Origin of the sequence: Lottiidibacillus patelloidae (genome assembly GCF_002262935.1) — a bacterium.
GTDB classification, from domain to species: domain Bacteria; phylum Bacillota; class Bacilli; order Bacillales; family SA5d-4; genus Lottiidibacillus; species Lottiidibacillus patelloidae.
The window spans coordinates 33,762-53,235 of sequence record NZ_NPIA01000001.1; the positions used below are offsets into that span (position 1 = coordinate 33,762).

Annotated in this window: 16 protein-coding genes; 15 read left to right on the top strand and 1 reads right to left on the bottom strand. The window is 35.9% G+C overall.

Annotation, left to right across the window (positions count from 1 at the left end; translation table 11 throughout):
* Window positions 1-192: 192 nt before the first annotated feature.
* The 12 genes from CIB95_RS00280 to CIB95_RS00335 all read left to right on the top strand — a co-directional run bounded on the left by CIB95_RS00280 (window position 193) and on the right by CIB95_RS00335 (window position 14,717).
* On the top strand, window positions 193-1,269 hold the full coding sequence (locus CIB95_RS00280) for a BMP family lipoprotein (protein ID WP_094920325.1): 1,077 nt from the start codon (window positions 193-195) through the stop codon (window positions 1,267-1,269).
* A gap of 82 nt (window positions 1,270-1,351) precedes the next feature.
* Window positions 1,352-2,884, top strand: a complete 1,533-nt coding sequence (locus tag CIB95_RS00285; RefSeq protein ID WP_094920328.1) for an ABC transporter ATP-binding protein — start codon at window positions 1,352-1,354, stop codon at window positions 2,882-2,884.
* Window positions 2,884-3,924, top strand: coding sequence for an ABC transporter permease (locus CIB95_RS00290; protein ID WP_094920331.1), 1,041 nt, complete (start codon window positions 2,884-2,886; stop codon window positions 3,922-3,924). The genes CIB95_RS00285 and CIB95_RS00290 overlap by 1 nt, the downstream gene beginning before the upstream one ends.
* On the top strand, window positions 3,925-4,878 hold the full coding sequence (locus tag CIB95_RS00295; RefSeq protein ID WP_094920333.1) for an ABC transporter permease: 954 nt from the start codon (window positions 3,925-3,927) through the stop codon (window positions 4,876-4,878).
* A 97-nt stretch (window positions 4,879-4,975) separates the two neighbouring features.
* A complete protein-coding gene (locus CIB95_RS00300) occupies window positions 4,976-5,842 on the top strand; it encodes a ComEC/Rec2 family competence protein (protein ID WP_094920336.1) in 867 nt (288 codons plus the stop codon).
* 65 nt (window positions 5,843-5,907) lie between these two features.
* Complete coding sequence (locus tag CIB95_RS00305) at window positions 5,908-6,336, top strand: CBS domain-containing protein (RefSeq protein WP_094920338.1); 429 nt, start codon at window positions 5,908-5,910, stop codon at window positions 6,334-6,336.
* A gap of 138 nt (window positions 6,337-6,474) precedes the next feature.
* Window positions 6,475-8,013: a GNAT family N-acetyltransferase gene (locus tag CIB95_RS00310; protein ID WP_094920340.1), complete on the top strand. Its 1,539-nt coding sequence runs from the start codon at window positions 6,475-6,477 to the stop codon at window positions 8,011-8,013.
* A gap of 126 nt (window positions 8,014-8,139) precedes the next feature.
* The gene (gene glpK / locus CIB95_RS00315) at window positions 8,140-9,630 is read left to right on the top strand and encodes a glycerol kinase GlpK (protein ID WP_094920343.1); all 1,491 of its coding nucleotides are present in this window, start codon (window positions 8,140-8,142) and stop codon (window positions 9,628-9,630) included.
* Between the two features lie 108 nt (window positions 9,631-9,738).
* Window positions 9,739-11,370: a glycerol-3-phosphate dehydrogenase/oxidase gene (locus CIB95_RS00320; RefSeq protein ID WP_094922069.1), complete on the top strand. Its 1,632-nt coding sequence runs from the start codon at window positions 9,739-9,741 to the stop codon at window positions 11,368-11,370.
* Between the two features lie 47 nt (window positions 11,371-11,417).
* Window positions 11,418-13,163: a phospho-sugar mutase gene (locus CIB95_RS00325; protein WP_094920344.1), complete on the top strand. Its 1,746-nt coding sequence runs from the start codon at window positions 11,418-11,420 to the stop codon at window positions 13,161-13,163.
* Between the two features lie 101 nt (window positions 13,164-13,264).
* Window positions 13,265-13,915: a DUF421 domain-containing protein gene (locus CIB95_RS00330; RefSeq protein WP_094920346.1), complete on the top strand. Its 651-nt coding sequence runs from the start codon at window positions 13,265-13,267 to the stop codon at window positions 13,913-13,915.
* Window positions 13,916-13,997: 82 nt separating this feature from the next.
* A complete protein-coding gene (locus CIB95_RS00335) occupies window positions 13,998-14,717 on the top strand; it encodes an SDR family oxidoreductase (protein WP_094920348.1) in 720 nt (239 codons plus the stop codon).
* A gap of 36 nt (window positions 14,718-14,753) precedes the next feature.
* On the opposite strand, the gene CIB95_RS00340 is transcribed toward CIB95_RS00335, so the two are convergent.
* Window positions 14,754-15,104 (bottom strand): hypothetical protein, encoded by a 351-nt coding sequence (locus tag CIB95_RS00340; protein WP_094920350.1) that lies wholly within the window; start codon window positions 15,102-15,104, stop codon window positions 14,754-14,756.
* 138 nt (window positions 15,105-15,242) lie between these two features.
* Between CIB95_RS00340 and CIB95_RS00345 the strand changes: the two genes are divergently transcribed.
* From CIB95_RS00345 to CIB95_RS00355, 3 genes are all read left to right on the top strand, one after another.
* On the top strand, window positions 15,243-16,658 hold the full coding sequence (locus CIB95_RS00345; protein WP_094920353.1) for a SpoVR family protein: 1,416 nt from the start codon (window positions 15,243-15,245) through the stop codon (window positions 16,656-16,658).
* A gap of 221 nt (window positions 16,659-16,879) precedes the next feature.
* Window positions 16,880-17,887: a LacI family DNA-binding transcriptional regulator gene (locus tag CIB95_RS00350; RefSeq protein WP_094920355.1), complete on the top strand. Its 1,008-nt coding sequence runs from the start codon at window positions 16,880-16,882 to the stop codon at window positions 17,885-17,887.
* Window positions 17,888-18,084: 197 nt separating this feature from the next.
* The gene (locus tag CIB95_RS00355) at window positions 18,085-19,398 is read left to right on the top strand and encodes an ABC transporter substrate-binding protein (protein ID WP_094920357.1); all 1,314 of its coding nucleotides are present in this window, start codon (window positions 18,085-18,087) and stop codon (window positions 19,396-19,398) included.
* Window positions 19,399-19,474 lie beyond the last annotated feature (76 nt).

A 19,474-nucleotide genomic window follows, 5' to 3' on the forward strand; every position in this document is an offset into this window, starting at 1 on the left:
TAAGTCTTTGATGAAAGCGGTTTACTTCTTTTTTTATAAAAAAATGTATCATATCAATATGATTGGAAAAATTAACAGTATCCACTCGGTACTGAAGATTTTTAAATCTTATGTTGTGATGGGGTAATTGCATTTGTTAAAAGGTAATGAATGAAGGCAAAACACAAAAATTTTATAGGGGGGAATACAGAGATGAAGAAATTTAGTTTCTTAATGGCTACTGTATTAGCTGCTGGAACACTTCTTGCAGCATGTGGTGGAGCAGATGACAAAACTGGTACAACAGGAGATTACGATGGCTTTAAAGTAGGTATGGTAACTGATACTGGTGGAGTAGACGATAAGTCATTCAACCAATCTGCATGGGAAGGTTTAACAAAATTTGGACAAGATTTCGATATTCCTGAAAAAGACGGTTACAAATATTTACAATCAAATAATGACGCAGACTACCAACCAAACTTAAAAAAATTAGTACGTGACGGATTTGATCTTTCATTCGGTATTGGTTTCTTAATGGCTGGAGATGTTAAAGAAGTAGCACTTCAAAAGCCGGAAAGTAAGTTTGCAATCGTAGATATGGTTGTTACAGATGACGAAGGAAACTTAATTCCTAACGTAGCTAACATCACTTTCGCTGAAGAGCAAGGTTCATTCTTAGTAGGTGTTGTTGCAGGTCTTCATACAAAAACTAACAAAGTTGGTTTCTTAGGTGGAGTAAACTTCGACTTAATTAAGAAATTTGAAAACGGATTCAAAGCTGGTGTTAAATCAGTTAACCCTTCAGCTAAAATTATTGTTCAATATGCAGACAGCTTTGTAGATGTTGCAAAAGGACAATTAATTGCTAACTCAATGTACTCTCAAGGTGCTGATATTATTTATCATGCAGCGGGTGGTACTGGTCTTGGTGCTTTCACTGAAGCAAAAGATCGTAGCAAAAAAGGTGAAGAAGTTTGGGTTATCGGTGTAGATAAAGACCAACATCAAGAAGGTATGCCAGAAAACGTTACTTTAACTTCAATGGTTAAACGTGTAGACAACGCTGTATATGATGTTTCTAAGAAGACAAAAGAAGGTAACTTCCCTGGTGGACAAGTATTAAGCTACAGCTTAGCTGATGGCGGTGTTGGAATTGCTCCTACAACTGACAATGTAAGTGAAGAAGCACTTGCTAAAGTTGAAGAGTACAAGCAAAAAATCATTAACGGAGAAATCACTGTTCCTAAAACAGATGATGAATTCGAAAAAAGTGAGTTCAATAAGTAAATCATAATAGATAAAACTTGAAAGGCTAGTGAAAGCTAGCCTTTTTTTAAAGATTATCCGATGGATGTAGGAGTTGATTTCGATGGAACATGTAATTGAAATGCTTAATATTAGGAAGGAATTTCCTGGTATCGTGGCAAACGATAATATTACATTACAAGTAAAAAAAGGAGAAATTCACGCCCTCCTCGGTGAAAATGGTGCCGGAAAATCCACGTTGATGAACGTTTTATTTGGGCTTTATCAGCCTGAAAAAGGTGAGATTCGCGTTGAAGGTGAAGCAGTAAAAATTACAGATCCAAATGTTGCGAATGAATTAGGAATTGGAATGGTCCACCAACATTTTATGCTCGTAGATAAATTTACAGTTGCCGAGAACATTATTTTAGGTAGTGAGCCTAAAAAAGCTGGTAAAATCGACATGGCTAAAGCAGTTAATGATGTAAAACAAATCTCAGAGCAATATGGCCTAGCTGTTGACCCACTTGCTAAAATTGAAGACATTTCTGTTGGTATGCAACAGCGTGTTGAGATATTGAAAACACTTTATCGTGGTGCTAATATTTTAATATTTGATGAACCTACTGCTGTTTTAACTCCGCAAGAAATTAAAGAGTTAATTCAAATTATGAAGCGCTTAATTGAGGAAGGTAAATCAATTATTTTAATTACTCACAAACTGAAAGAAATTATGGAAGTTTGTGACCGCTGTACTGTTATTCGTCGTGGTAAAGGAATCGGAACTGTAAATGTGTCTGAAACGAACGAGGAGCAATTAGCTTCTATGATGGTTGGCCGTGAAGTCAACTTTAAAGTTGAAAAGACTGAAGCAAATCCAGATAAACCTGTGCTTGAAATAAAAAATCTTCAAGTAAAAGATTCACGTGATGTGAATGCCGTGAATGGATTAAACTTAGAAGTACGTGCAGGAGAAATTGTTGGTATTGCTGGAGTTGATGGCAATGGTCAAACGGAATTAATTGAAGCAATTACAGGCTTACGTAAAACGGCAGCTGGTGAAGTGCTAATTAATAATAAAAATGTAGCTAATTTACCTCCACGAAAAATTACTGAGAGTGGTGTTGGGCATATTCCAGAAGATCGCCATAAACATGGATTAATTCTAGATTTTTCTATCGGAGAAAATATGGTTTTACAAACGTATTATCAAAAACCTTATTCAAACAAAGGTGTTTTAAACTACAAAGAAATATTTAAAAAGGCAAAATCACTAATTTCAAGCTATGATGTGCGTACTCCTGATGAGTTTACGCCAGCTCGTGCACTTTCAGGTGGGAATCAGCAAAAAGCAATTATTGCACGTGAAGTTGATCGAAGCCCAGAATTGCTAATTGCTGCGCAACCGACACGTGGTTTAGATGTTGGAGCAATAGAGTTTATACATAGCAAGCTAATTGAAGAGCGAGACAAAGGAAGAGCAGTTTTACTAATTTCATTTGAATTAGATGAAATTATGAATGTGAGCGATCGTATCGCAGTAATTTATGAAGGCGAGATCGTTGCTGTAGTAGACCCGAAAGAAACGGATGAGCAACAACTTGGACTATTAATGGCAGGGTCAAAAGCAACTGGTACGAAAGCAGGTGGAGCATAATGCTTAAAAAATTATCGGGTATTTATACCCCCTTATTTGCAGTTTTTCTAGGTATCTTTGTAGGTGCAATAATTATGCTAGTAAGTGGATACAATCCAATTGTAGGTTACGGAGCACTTATTGAAGGTATTTTCGGTAATGCTGAATATCTTGGTGAAACAATTAGAACAATGACACCTCTTATTCTTTCAGGACTTGCAGTCGCATTCGCATTCCGTACGGGATTATTTAATATCGGTGTAGAAGGTCAATTAATGGTTGGGTGGCTTGCAGCAGTGTGGGTCGGAGTAACATTCGAATTACCTAAAATCATCCACCTACCAATGGCTATTATGGCGGCTGCAATTGCAGGAGCGCTTTGGGCATTTATACCTGGATACTTAAAAGCTAAATTTAAAATTCATGAAGTAATTACAACAATTATGATGAACTACGTTGCATTATATGTAACGGCATACTTAATTCGTACTTATTTAAAAGCTGGGATGGAGCGTACAGAAAAAATTGCTTCTTCAGCATCATTAGCTTCCGAGTATTTACAGGTAATTACAGAATATTCAAGATTACATTACGGAATTATCGTAGCTTTATTAGCAGCAGTATTAATGTGGTTCATGTTATGGAAAACGAAGCTTGGTTATGAATTACGTGCAGTAGGTTATAACCAGCATGGCGCACACTATTCAGGAATGAAAGTTAATCGCAATATTGTATTATCCATGGTAATTTCAGGTGCATTCGCAGGTGCTGCTGGTGCAATGGAAGGGCTTGGGACATTCCAATATATGTCTATCATGGCTCACTTCACTGGAATTGGATTTGACGGTATCGCAGTAGCACTTCTTGGCGCTAACACGGCATTAGGTGTAGTTTTAGCTTCTGGTTTATTTGGGGGACTAAAATTTGGTGCTGCTAACATGGAGAATGTTGGTGTTCCACCTGAACTTGTTGAGATTGTAATAGCTCTTATCATTTTCTTTGTAGCTTCAAGCTATCTAATCCGTCTCATCATTAATCGTTTTCAGAAGGAGGGGAAATAAGTGGATATTATACAATTAATTATCTCATCTACGATCCTTTATGCAGCTCCCCTTATTTTCACAGCCCTCGGAGGAGTATTCAGTGAACGTTCTGGTGTAGTTAACATTGGATTAGAAGGTTTAATGGTAATGGGTGCATTTACTGGTATTGTTGCTTCCTTATACTTTGAAGGATTAGGTATGGGGAATGCATCACCATGGTTTGGTTTAATTATCGCAATTATTATTGGAGCAGTATTCTCATTATTCCATGCAGTTGCTTCAATTAGTTTCCGTGCTGACCAAGTAGTTAGTGGGGTTGCATTAAACTTTTTAGCTGTAGGTTTATCGGTATTCTTAGTTAGAAAGATTTTTGATAAAGGACAAACTGACGTTATAAAGTTTAGTATTTCAAAAATAGATTTACCTATATTGTCTGATATTCCTTTTATTGGACCTATATTCTTTACAAATATCGCGATTACATCTTATATCGCAATAATCTTAGCATTTGTAGTTTGGTACGTTGTTTACAAAACACCATTTGGATTACGCCTACGTTCAGTAGGAGAACACCCAATGGCTGCTGATACTATGGGGATAAATGTATCAAAAATGCGTTATATTGGTGTTCTACTTTCAGGTGCATTCGCAGGTCTTGGTGGAGCTGTTTACGCATTATCTAGTTCACTACAATTTAGTGGAACAACGATAGCCGGACAAGGATTTATTGCTTTAGCAGCGATGATCTTTGGTAAATGGAACCCAATTGGTGCTCTAGGAGCAGCATTATTCTTTGGACTTGCTCAATCTTTAGCAGTAAGTGGGGGAACATTACCATTATTGCAAGACATACCAAGTGTATATTTATCTATTGCGCCATACGTATTAACAATTGTAGCTTTAACAGGATTTATTGGACGTGCCGATGCTCCAAAAGCTATTGGTACACCTTATATAAAAGGAAAAAGATAAATGGAAAAGGCTCCTCAATTATGAGGAGTTTTTTTCATAGTAAAAAAACGGCGAGGTATACTAATCCTAACTAATAAAATATAGGTGGTTATTCATAATGGTTAGAATAATCAAACTCTTCATTTTAGTTTTGCTTCTCTTAAATGTAGTTACGCCACTTCAAGTAAAAGCAATGAAAAGTAATAAACTTGCTATCCATTATTTAGATGTTGGACAATCAGACTGTATTTTTATTGAAGTAATTGGTGGAAAAAATATGCTAATTGATGCTGGTAACAATCAATCAGGGCCTAAGATTATAGAATATTTGCAACGTCTCGGTATATCAAAGATCGATTTTGTAGTATCTACCCACCCTCATCATGATCATATAGGAGGATTAGATGAGGTTATAAAAAGTTTTAAAATTGGGAAATTTTATACAAGTAATGTAACTCATGATACAGCAAGCTTTTATGATGTTTTAAAAGCTGTAAAAAAGTATAAGTTATCAGTTCATAATGTAAAAAAACAGAAAAAGATAAAACTTGCTGCTGATATAAAGGTTGATTTAATTGGACCGTTGATTGACAGTTACGGAAGTATCAATGAGCAAAGTATTATTGTTTACTTAGTTCATAAAGAAAAATCATTTCTATTTATGGCGGACGCTGGAATTCCTGCTGAAAAAAAACTCCTAATTAAGAAGAAAAAATTAAAAGCAAATGTTTTAAAAGTTGGACATCATGGTGCAGATTCGGCGTCATCTAACACATTTATTAATAAAGTGAAGCCAGATATCGCAATAATTTCAGTAGGAAAGAATAATCAATATCACTATCCATCCCCTTCAGTACTTAATATACTTCAAAAGAACCATGTAAAAGTGTTAAGAACCGATAAACTTGGTACAATAACGGCTTTATCCAATGGGAAAAAAATAATATGGTTTACTAGTAAGTATGGATTCATTTACCCTAGATAAAATAAGTTTATTAATAATGAAATATTGTTAAAGGGCCATAATAAATATGAAAGGTGGTATTTACTATGGCAGAAAGTTTAAAAAATATTATGGCGCAAAATGTCGTTTCTATATCTTCTGAAGCAACAATCCAAGAGGCAGCTTCTTTAATGAGTCAACATAATGTAGGTTCAATTCCAGTCGTTGATGGTGGACAAATTAAAGGTATTATTACTGACAGAGATATAACGTTAAGAAGTACGTCGCAAGGGTTACCAGCGACAACATCTGTTTCACAAGTTATGTCATCTAACCTGGTAACTGGAACACCAGACATGGATATCCATGAAGCAGCTAATATAATGGCTCAGCAACAGATACGAAGACTGCCAGTCGTAGAAAATAATCAAATTGTTGGAATGGTTGCATTAGGAGACTTAGCAACAAAGAACATTTATCAAAATGAAGCTGGAGAAGCACTTTCAAGTATCTCAGTTCCTTCACGGACACAATAAGCAGTAAACATGACCGAAAGCATTCCATAATGGGATGCTTTTCTCATATATAAGTTCTTAATTTTTGAATTATAGGCACTAGTTATGTAACTATATACATATAGAAATCTATTGTGAAATGAAGAAGGAGTGTTTATGATGTCTAAAATAGATATCGGAAAATTTGAGAAAAAGATAGAAATCCGCAACATTACTCCTGAAGATATTGATGAAATTTTAGAGTTACAAAAAATATGTTTTCCAAACATGGATCCATGGGAAAGAAAGCATTTAGAAAGTCACATATCAATCTTCCCTGAAGGTCAATTTTGTGTGGAATATGATGGAGAAATTATCGGAACTAGTGCGAGTTTAATTATAAACTTTGATGAGTATGACGATCAGCATACATGGGATGAAATTTCGGATGAAGGATACATAACGAATCATAATCCTGATGGGTATAACTTATATGGAATTGAAGTAATGGTTCATCCTGAATTCCGCCGTATGAAAATTGGAAAGAGACTTTATGAAGCTAGAAAAGAACTAGCAGAAAAAATGAACTTAAAAAGTATTATTATTGGTGGGCGTATTCCTCATTATTATAAGTACGCTGGAGAAATGTCTCCGAAAGAATATGTTGAGGAAGTTTCTCGTCATAACATTTATGACCCAGTGTTAACTTTTCAGGTCATGAACGGTTTTACATTAATGAGAATTAATAAAGATTATCTTCCTGATGATAAAGCTTCAAAGAAATATGCGACATTAATGGAGTGGAATAACGTAAATTATCGTTCGACTTCAAAAAGACATTTTAGAACGTCATTTCCAGTCCGCATTTCTTCCATTCAATACATGATGAAAAAGATTAACTCATTTGATGAATTTGCGACACAATGTGAATACTTTGTAGATGTCGCTGCAGGCTATGGATCAGACTTTGCTGTTTTTCCGGAGATTTTCACAACACAATTATTATCGTTCTTAGACATAAAGAGCCCTAGTCAAGCCATTCGAAAACTAACGGAATATACAGAGGATTATATTAAACTCTTTACTTTCCTAGCAGTTCGCTACAACGTTAATATTATTGGTGGGTCTCATTTTGTTGAGGAGAACAATAATATTTATAATGTATCTTATTTATTCCGGAGAGATGGAACGATAGAAAAACAATATAAGATTCACATTACTCCAAATGAGCAAATTTTCTGGGGGATTACACCAGGTGATGAAGTAAGAGTATTTGATACGGACTGTGGGAAAATTGCAATACAAATTTGTTACGATATTGAATTTCCTGAACTAGGACGCTTGGCAATGGAAAAAGGAGCAAAAATAATTTTCACACCATTTTGTACAGACGACCGCCAAGGCTATATGCGAGTGAGATATTGTTCACAAGCACGAGCAATTGAAAATCAAGTATATACAGTCATTTCCGGTACTGTTGGAAACTTAACTCATGTTGCAAATATGGACATTCAGTATGCTCAATCAGGTATTTTTACTCCTTCTGACTTCCCGTTCCCGAAAGATGGAATTGTAGGGGAGTGTAATCCAAATATAGAAACGATTGTTGTTGGTGATGTCGATCTAGAAATTTTAAGGCGCGCAAGACAATCTGGCACTGTTAAAAATGTGATTGATCGCCGAACAGATCTATACGAAATTAAGTATAAAAAGAAATAGCAAAAAGCATTCCTACACGGAATGCTTTTTTTACTGTTGAAAGACAACATTATTTAATACAATAGAAGTAATATAAAAAGTTCTTGTTAAAGATTAGCGATGATAGCTATAAAGGGGGAGTTAGCTTTGTCTAAATACGTGTTAACGATCGATCAAGGAACGACAAGCTCGAGAGCAATTCTTTTTAACAAACAAGGAGAAGTTATCGAAGTGTCACAGCGTGAATTCACGCAACATTTTCCTAAGCCAGGATGGGTAGAACATGATGCCGAGGAAATTTGGGAATCAGTAAAAGTTGTTATCGAAGATGTATTAAAGAAAGCAAATATTACAGGTAAAGATGTGGCTAGCATCGGTATTACAAACCAAAGAGAGACAACAGTTGTATGGGATAAGCAAACTGGTAAACCAATTTACAATGCAATTGTCTGGCAATCACGACAATCAACAGAAATTTGCGATGAGTTAAAACGAAATGGATATGAAGACTTAATAAAGGAAAAGACTGGTCTTGTCATTGATGCATATTTTTCAGGAACAAAAGTAAATTGGATTTTAAATCATGTGGAAGGCGCTCGTAAGGAAGCTAATCAAGGACAATTATTATTTGGGACAATCGATACTTGGTTAATTTGGAAACTGACAGGTGGCAAGGTTCATAAAACAGACTACTCTAATGCTTCAAGAACGATGTTATATAACATAAATCAATTATGCTGGGATGAAGAGCTTCTTGAGATAATGGATATACCAAAGAAAATGTTACCGGAGGTTTTTGATTCATCACACGTTTATGGCTCAACGGCAAGAGAACTATTTGGTGAAGAAATTATCATTTCAGGTGTAGCAGGTGATCAACAAGCAGCTTTATTTGGTCAGGCGTGCTTTGAAAAAGGTATGGCTAAGAATACGTATGGCACAGGATGCTTTATGTTAATGAACACTGGAGAAAAAGCAGTGCCATCAAAGCATGGGTTACTTACGACAATTGCTTGGGGCTTGAATGGGAAAGTTGTGTATGCCCTTGAAGGTAGTATTTTTGTAGCAGGATCTGCAGTTCAATGGCTACGCGATGGGATTAAAATTATTTCAACGGCAGCGGATAGTGAAAAGTTAGCAACGAAAGTAGATGAAACAGATGGTGTATACGTTGTCCCTGCATTTGTCGGACTTGGTGCACCGTATTGGAACAGTAAAGTAAGGGGCGCGATATTCGGACTTACGAGAGGAACGACAGATGCTCATCTAGCTAGGGCAACATTAGAGTCACTAGCTTATCAAACAAAAGATGTTTTTTCAGCAATGGAAGATGATGCGAGTATTACATTAAAAACGCTTAGAGTTGATGGTGGAGCAGTAAGTAATAACTTTCTCATGCAATTTCAAGCAGATATGTTAGGTCTGCCTGTCGAAAGACCAAGCGTACATGAAACAACAGCATTAGGAGCAGCGTATTTAGCTGGGCTTGCAGTTGGATATTGGGAAAGTGTTGAAGAGATTAAAGAAAATTGGAAAGATGATCAAACATTTAACGCGAAAATGTCAGCTGAATACCGCGCTGAAAAATATGTTGGCTGGAAAAAAGCAGTTCAGGCTGCAATGAGTTTTAATGAGTAAATCAATATCTTCTATACGTAAACCATAAAGATGTTACATACATATGTAATACCTTTATGGTTTTTTATATGGAAGGGGTGTTTAACTGTGCAGTCGTTTTCTTGTCTAATGCGTGAGAAAAATTTTGAACAAATGGAAAAAGAAAGTCTTGACCTACTTATTATTGGTGGAGGAATCACCGGGGCTGGAATAGCTTTAGATGCAACTTCACGGGGTTTAAAAGTAGGATTAATTGAAATGAATGATTTTGCTTTTGGTACATCGAGTCGTTCGACAAAATTAATTCATGGTGGGTTGCGTTACTTAAAGCAACTAGATATAAAGTTAGTTTCAGAGGTTGGCAAAGAGAGGGCAATTGTCTATAAAAATGCGCCACATTTAACTAGTCCAGAATGGATGTTACTGCCTATCGTTAAAGGTGGTACGTATGGGAAGTGGATGACTTCACTTGGGTTGAAGATTTATGATTGGCTGGCAAGAGTAAAAAAAGAAGAGCGACGAAAGATGCTTTCAAAAGAAAAGACGATTCAAAACGAACCTTTATTACGAGAAGACATTTTACTAGGCAGTGGATTATATGTGGAGTATGTGACAAATGATGCGCGTCTAACTATTGAAGTGTTAAAAGAAGCGGTTTGTCGAGGTGCACATGCAGTAAATTATGTTAAAGCAGAAAATTTACTGTATCAAGATGGTCGCGTTGTTGGAGTTGAAGCAACGGATCAAATAAGTAATATAAAACGAACCTTATACGCAAAAAAAGTTGTTAATGCATGTGGTCCATGGGTGGATACGATTCGTGAAAAAGATCGCTCAAAAACAGGAAAGCATTTAATGATTACAAAGGGAATTCATATTGTTGTCTCACGGGAAAAGTTTCCGTTAAAACAAGCAGTGTACTTTGATAATGAAGATGGAAGAATGTTATTTGCAATTCCGAAAAACGGAAAAACATACATCGGTACGACAGATACAGAGTATGATGGCGATTTAGCGAGGCCAATTGCGACTGAGGAGGATTGTATTTATTTACTGAATGGGATAGCAAGTATGTTTCCATCTATTTGCTTATCATTAAAGGATATTGAATCAAGTTGGGCGGGGTTAAGGCCCCTCATCCATGAACATGGAAAGGCACCTTCAGAAATATCACGTAAAGATGAGATTTTTGAATCGCCTTCAGGTCTTATTTCTATTGCAGGTGGAAAACTTACAGGGTATCGGAAAATGGCTGAAAGAGTAGTAGATTTAGTATGCATGCAATTAAATAAATACACACCGTGTAAGACGGAAAATATTAAGTTATCTGGCGGAAATATGAGTACTGTTGAGAATTTAATAGAGGAAATACGGGAAACTGGTCATTCAATCGGATTAAGTGATAGTGAGATCCATCTATTAACTAGAAGATATGGAAGTAATATTGAAAAGGTGTTCGCGAAAGTGAACGAAGTGAGGGAGTATGTAAAAGGGGAATCGTCTGTTTCATTGTCATTGTTGCTATCTTTATTTTATAGCTTGGAAGAAGAAATGACAGTAACACCTACAGATTTTTTTATTAGGCGAACGAGTGACTTGTATTTTAATAGAAAAGAAGTCGAAGAACAAATGATGGAAGTTGCTACAATTATGGCTTATTACGGGAAATGGAGTGATGAACGTTTATCTTATGAGCTTACTGAACTAAATCAGCAACTAGAAATTGTAAAATTCATGGAAGGGAGTACGAACTTAGTGTAAAATAATGAGAGATAGTAATACGTTTTGTCTAACTTTAGGAGGATCACATGAACTGGAAAGTAGAATATGAGCGTTGGATGTCTGACGCGAATTTAGATGCACAATTAAAACAACAATTAGTAGAAATGAAAGATGACGAAAAGACACTAGAAGATTGCTTTTATCAACATTTAACATTCGGTACTGGTGGGATACGGGGAGTTATTGGACCTGGTACTAATCGCATGAATGTTTATACAATTAGAAAAGCATCAGAAGGTTTAGCACGATATATTGAAGAACAAGGTGAAGAAGCAAAAGCCCGTGGAGTTGTAATTGCATATGATTCTCGTCATAAGTCACCGGAGTTTGCGATGGAAGCTGCATTAACATTAGGGAACCACGGGATTAAGACATATGTCTTTGACGAGCTTCGTCCAACTCCTGAACTTTCGTTTGCCGTACGTTACTTGCATGCCTATGCGGGGATTGTTGTTACGGCAAGTCATAATCCCCCTGAATACAACGGATACAAAGTTTACGGTCCAGACGGCGGTCAAATTCCGCCTGCAGCTGCAAATGAAATAATAAACAAAGTAAATGAAGTCGGTAATGAACTTGAAGTTGAAATTGCCAATGAGCAAGAACTTAAAGACAAAGAATTATTAACGATTATCGGTGAACATATTGATCGTTCATACAACGAAAACTTGAAGAAATTAGTATTAAATCCACATATTATTGAGGAAATGGCTGAAGATGTTAATATCGTTTTCACTCCGTTACATGGAACAGCTAATAAACCAGTACGTAGAGGATTAGAAGCAATTGGATTTAAAAATGTAACAGTAGTTACTGAACAAGAAATACCAGATTCAAATTTCTCAACTGTAAAAGCACCAAATCCTGAAGAGCATGCAGCATTTGAATATGCAATTCAATACGGAAAAAAAGGTAATGCAGACATTTTAATTGGGACTGATCCGGATGCAGACCGTCTTGGTATCGCTGTTAAAAATGACGCTGGAGAATACGTTGTTTTAACTGGTAACCAAACAGGTGCACTAATGCTTCACTACCTTCTTTCGCAAAAGAAAGAAAAAGGAATTTTACCAACTAACGGTATCGTGTTAAAAACGATTGTCACATCAGAAATCGGCCGTGCAATTGCTGCTGACTTTGGTTTACATACAATCGATACGTTAACTGGTTTCAAATTTATTGGTGAAAAAATTAAAGAGTATGAAGAAACAAAAGAATATACATTCCAGTTTGGATATGAAGAAAGCTACGGCTATTTAATCGGTGACTTTGCACGTGACAAAGATGCTGTGCAAGCAAGTCTTTTAGCAGCTGAAATGTGTGCGTTTTATAAAGCACAAGGTAAGACTTTATACGATCAGTTAATGGACATCTTTAAGCAATATGGCTACTACCGTGAAGGGCTAGAATCTTTAACGTTAAAAGGAAAAGAAGGAGCGGAAAAAATAGCAGATTTATTAGCTCATTTTCGCGAAAATCCACCTACTGAAATTGCTAATCATACAGTTGTCACTCGCGAAGATTATGAAGCGCAAAAACGTGTCAACGTGCAAGAGGTAAGCGAGGAAAGTATTAACCTTCCGAAATCAAATGTCTTGAAGTACTTTTTAGCGGATGGTTCTTGGGTTTGTCTTCGTCCTTCTGGAACGGAACCGAAAGTTAAGTTCTACTTTGGAATAAAAGGTACTTCCTTAGAGGATAGTGAAAACAAGCTAACTACAATTTCTGCTGATTTAATGAAAAAAGTAAATAAGTTTCTTGATGAGAATTAATTAGTACTGCGCCAGTGAGAACTGGCGTTTTTCTTTTCCCTAATGTATATTGCCTTCATTATGACAAACAATAAATGGTAGCATAAATAATGGAGGTAGTTATGGAAGCGTATTTAGAAACAGCTGGCAAGGCATTTATTTTGTTCACTGTAGGGATTCTTTTTTTACGTGTAGCTGGCCGGAAATCAATTAGCCAAATGACATTAGCTCAAACAGTAATCATGATTTCACTAGGCTCAATTATCATACAGCCAATTACTGATAAAAGCATTGGACGGACAGCAGTTGCAACGGGTATCCTTGTTGTTTCTTTAATTATTGTTGAATATTTACAAGTAAAGTCGAATGCATTTGAGAAGTTTATTACAGGAAAAGCAAAAGTTGTTATTGAAAATGGCCAACCTGTAGAAGAAACGTTAAAAAAACTAAGGCTAACTGTCGATCAGTTGGAAATACGGCTAAGACAACAAGGAATAGGGGAAATTTCAGATGTGAAAACTGCCACACTGGAAGCTAATGGTCAATTAGGCTATGAGTTAATTCGCGAAGCAAAGCCATTAACAATTGGTGAATTCGAGAAATTAATGGATAATTATATGAAGTCAAATCAACCTGTGAATTCACCTTTATTCAATCAATTGCACCAGGAACAAAATCAAAAGCAAAAGCAACAACCGCAACAAAATGGAAACATATTTGGTGAAGTGAAACAAAATCAAAATAACAATCCTAACCCGACACATTTGCAATAACTATATAAAAATTGATGGACTCCATTACTGGAGTTCTTTTTCACGTTATTGTACAATTTGGAATGAAAGAAAGGATGATTAGATGCTAGCAAGAAAAACAGCAATCGTAACAGGAGCAACACGAGGGATTGGAAAAGCAATCGCTGCTAAGCTTACTGAAGAAAAAATGAATGTCGTATTAGTCGGAAGTTCAAATGAAATCTATAAAGTTGAAGAAGAATTAAAAGGTAAAGGTTGTAATGTTACTGCAATCCAAGCTGACATTTCAAATGAGCAGCAAGTAAAAGAAGCAGTTGAAACAACTATCAATACATACGGTTCGCTTGATTTATTAGTTAATAATGCCGGAGTTGGCTTCTTTAAATTAGCTGAAGAAACAACGTTAGAAGAATGGCAGAAACTATTTGAAGTTAATGTCCAAGGTGTTTTCTTATGTATGAAGGCAGTACTTCCTCATATGAAAGAAAAGCGCGCTGGTACTATTATTACGATTTCATCTGATGTGGCACGTCGTACCATTGCTAATGGATCAGCATACACTGCCTCTAAATATGCAGTGCAAGGATTTTCAGGAGCAGTTTCACAGGAAGTCAGAGAATATGGCATTCGTGTAGGGACGATAAATCCTGGAATGGTCGACACTTACTTTAACAATTCGCAACAAGGGGTACCAGAAAAAGAGGATTGGCTAAAAGTAGAAGATGTTGCTAATGCTGTTGTTTATATGGCTAGTGCACCAAAACATATGGTTGTTGATGAACTTATGCTCCACCCGCTTATTCAAGAATATCCAAATGTATAAGGAATAAAAGAAAGGACGGCCAATTGGCGCGTCCTTTTATTGAACTTTTGTTATCGTGTAATCTCCGCGATCTGTTCGAAGATGAATCATATTATTATCGATATCCACATTATAAACTTCTCCCATAGCTATCTCGTAGCTGGACATTGGAAGGTCCGCAGTCATACTATCCATGATTACTTCACCATCGCCTTGTAATCGAATGACATACGGAGATATGTACCCATCCATTGTTGGCTGATTTTGCATAAAGTCTGTTGCACTTAACTGAACAGATGTTTCATCAAAGTCACCATTTTCCACTTTTCTTACTAGTAATTTACTACCTTGCCATCCCTCTAAGTTTTGTAACACTTCGGCAACTTGAATGCCCCAAGGATTTGTCATTTTCTTCACCTCAGTAAATAGTCTCACCATCTGTACTATTGAATATACTTTCGCAGATCATCCATGAAAGACAAGAAACATGAATCAATCGTAACTCTCATACATTTAAATAAAGAGATATGGAAGGGAGTATTATTAATGGATGAAAAAGTAAGTAAGGACCTGCAATACGCCATAGATGAAATAACGGAAATCGCGACAGGTTTTGGATTAGATTTTTATCCGATGCGATATGAAATATGTCCAGCTGAAATTATTTACACATTTGGTGCATACGGTATGCCAACAAGGTTTTCCCATTGGAGTTTTGGAAAACAATTTCATAAAATGAAAATCCATTATGACCTAGGCTTAAGTAAAATATATGAGCTGGTCATTAATTCCAATCCTTGCTATGCATTTTTATTGGATACAAATAGCTTAATACAAAATAAGTTAATAGTAGCTCACGTACTCGCCCATTGTGACTTCTTCAAAAATAATGTCCGGTTTTCTAATACGAAACGAGATATGGTTGATAGCATGGCCGCAACTGCAGAACGGATTAAGCATTATGAGCATGTGTACGGGAAAGAAGAAGTGGAAACATTTTTAGATGCTATTTTAGCTATCCAAGAGCATATTGATCCGTCATTACTCCGTCCTAAATTACAATGGAGTATCGATGAAGAAGAAAGTGAAGAACAAACGAAAAATCAAGGAGATTCAGCTTATGCTGATCTTTGGGCATTGGATAAAGATAATAAAGAAGAAAAGCCTACTAAAAGGAAAAAGAAACTCCCACCTAAACCTGAAAAAGATATTCTATTATTTATTGAACAATATAGTCGAGATTTAGAAGAGTGGCAACGTGATATTTTAACAATGATGCGCCAAGAAATGCTTTACTTTTGGCCACAATTAGAAACGAAAATCATGAACGAAGGCTGGGCTTCGTACTGGCATGCAAAAATATTGCAAGAGATGGATTTAGATTCAAGTGAAGCAATCGAGTTCGCTAAGTTAAATGCCAATGTTGTGCAACCGTCACGGACGCAAATTAATCCTTACTACCTTGGCGTGCAAATTTTTAAGGATATTGAAGAACGCTATAATAACCCAACAGAAGAAATGATAAAACGAGGAGTTAAGCCTGGGAGCGGACGTGAAAAAATGTTTGAAGTGCGAGAAATCGAGTCAGACATTTCCTTTCTGAGAAACTACTTAACGAAAGATCTCGTTCACCGCGAAGATATGTACCTTTTCCAAAAGCAAGGTCGCGACTACAAAATAGTAGATAAAGATTGGGAAAATGTCCGTGATCAACTCGTTAGTATGCGTGTAAATGGAGGATTTCCTTACATTACAGTAAATGATGGTGATTATCTTAAAAGCGGAGAACTTTACTTAAAACATCATTATGAAGGCATTGAATTAGATTTAAAGTATTTGGAAAAAGTTATGCCGTATATTCATCAGCTTTGGGGAAGACCGGTTCATATGGAAACTTTTTATGAAGAACGGTCAGTAGTATTTACGTATGAAGGAAAAAAGGTCCATAAAAAATATTTATAGGATTAAGAAGCAATTCGGATGGTTAGCCCATGCTGAGTTGCTTTTTTTTATAGTTTTCTCTATGAAACTATAATAATAGGTAGTAGATTATTCTGCTTATAAAAAAACATAAATGATATAAAAGCAAAAAAATCTATTGACTATTACATTTAATGTTAATATAATTGGAATTACGAAAGCGCTTTCGGTAGCGCTTCCATAAACATCGAGGTGTAATAAATATGGTTACTATATACGACATTGCAAAGAAAACAGGCTTTTCAGTAACTACAGTGTCTAAAGCATTAAACGATTATAAAGATATTAGTCAGAAGACGAAAAAGAAAATCCTCGATGCTGTTGATGAACTTGGATACCTTCCTAACTCTCATGCTAGAACGCTGACAACAAAGAAGTCTTGGACAATCGGCGTTGTATTCGTAGAATCGTTAGGTATCGGTATGAAGCACCCATTCTTTAATGCAGTTATTGAAAGTTTTAGACAAAATGTAGAAACAGCTGGATATGACTTATTGTTTGTATCTAGAAGTATTAGTAACAAGCAAAAAAGTTACTTGGAACACTTCATGTATAGGGGCGTTGATGGAGTTGTCATTGTCTGCTCTACCTATAATGACAAACAAGTCCAAGAATTAATGGATAATCCACTGCCTACAGTAGTTATTGATTTAAAAAGTGATAAGTCTAGTGTTGTTTTCTCTGACAATAGATGTGGGAGTAAGATGGCGGTCGAATACTTGTATTCGTTAGGTCATCGAAAAATCGCTCATATATCTGGCCATTCATCTACTTTTGCAGGAGAACAAAGAAAACTAGGTTTTGTCGAAGCGCTAAATGAGCTAAATTTGCCCGTTACTCAAGAATATATTGTCGATGGTAAATTTTTCTCGCGTGAAAATGGCTACAGTGCAATGGAACAACTACTAAAGTTATCTGATCCACCTACAGCAATTTTTGCCGCTGGTGATAATCTTGCTATCGGAGCTATTGAAGCAATTCGAGATGCAGGTTTTGAAGTTCCACAGGATTTTTCAGTCATTGGCTTTGATGATATTGAACTTTCAAAGTATGTTAATCCACCTTTGACAACTATTAAACAAGATACAAGTTTGATAGGTGAAAAGGCAGGAGAACTATTGCTGAAACAAATTAATGATAAAGCAAAAAATAATGAAAGTTTGACAATACCAGTTGAATTAATTATTAGAAAATCTTGTAGAAAAATATAATTTTTTATTTTGATGAATATGAAACCGGTTTCGGAACGAAAGCTATAGTGAAAACTAGAATGGTTGTATATATCATCTTAATAAAATTATATTTATGTGATTTTCGAAACCGGTTTAGTTGATGTATTAACTTTGTTAGTTAAAGACTTTCGGGTCTTTCTAAAATAAAAACAAAAAAGATAATGGGGGTACAAAAAATGAAGAAATTTTTAAGTCTTTTTCTTACTCTTACTTTATTAGTAGGTGTTTTCGCTGGATGTTCTTCAGACGAAGGTAGCTCAGACGATATTTTAAGAGTATGGTCATTTACTGATGAATTACAAGAACCAATTACAATTTTTGAAGAAAGACATGGTGTGACGGTTGAATTCACTATCATTCCAACGGCTGACTATCCAACAAAGTTAAAGCCAGTTCTTGAAAGTGGAGTTGGTGCTCCTGACGTATTTACAGGTGAAATTGCCTTCTTAAAGCAATGGACAGAACGTAACTACTGGGAAAACTTATCTGCTGCACCATACAATGCTGATGAGTTAGCAGGAGATTTTGTACCTTATGTATTTGATTTAGGTAAAGATGCTGACGGTAATGTAAAAGCACTTTCTTGGCAAACAACTCCAGGAGGAGTATTCTACCGCCGTAGTATCGCTAAAGATGTTCTTGGTACTGACGATCCTGCAAAAGTAGGACAAATGATGTCTTCATGGGATGGATTATTTGAAGTCGGTGAAAAATTAAAGCAAGACGGATATCGTTTATTCCCAGATGAAGGTGCACTTCGTTGGTTTGCTAAAGGGGAAGACCCACAACCATGGGTTAACGAAAATAATGAGTTAATTATGACGCAATCGAAATTAGATTATTTTGATAATGCTAAAAAGTTACGCCAAAAAGATTACACTGCATTCGCTCCTGAATGGTCACCATCTTGGTTCGCAGCTATGAATGGACCAATCGCTTATAACGGTGGTTGGGAAGAAGTAAATGAAGAAGCAGATGATAAAACAGAAGTATTTGCTTATGCTTTACCTACATGGGGATTACACCACGTATTAAAAGCTAATGCTGAAGATACAGCTGGAGATTGGGCTTTAACTTCAGGTCCTACACCTTATTTCTGGGGTGGAACTTGGGTTGGTATTTACAGTGGTTCTGAAAAGAAAGATCTAGCATGGGAATTCGTAAAAATGATGACACATGATGAAGAATTCTTAACTGATTGGGCACTAAAAACTGGAGATGTTTTATCTTATCTACCTGTTACAAACAAAATTAAAGATGATTTTAGTGATGAGTTCTTAAGCGGACAAAACAACTATACTTTCTTCCTTGAAGAAGCGAAGAAAATTGAGCCTGGAATTGTTACTAAGTATGATCAACAACTTGATACATTATTCGGTGGGAAAATCCTTGAGTATGTAGAAGGTAAATTAACAAAAGAAGAAGCATTAGAGGAGTTTTATAAAGCTGTAAAGAATGCTTATCCAGATATTAAAACACCTAATAACTAAGAACACATAAGCAAATAAAGAAAGGGATAGAAGTCTCGATTTCTATCCCTTTTTCTTTCAACATAAAGAAAGAAGG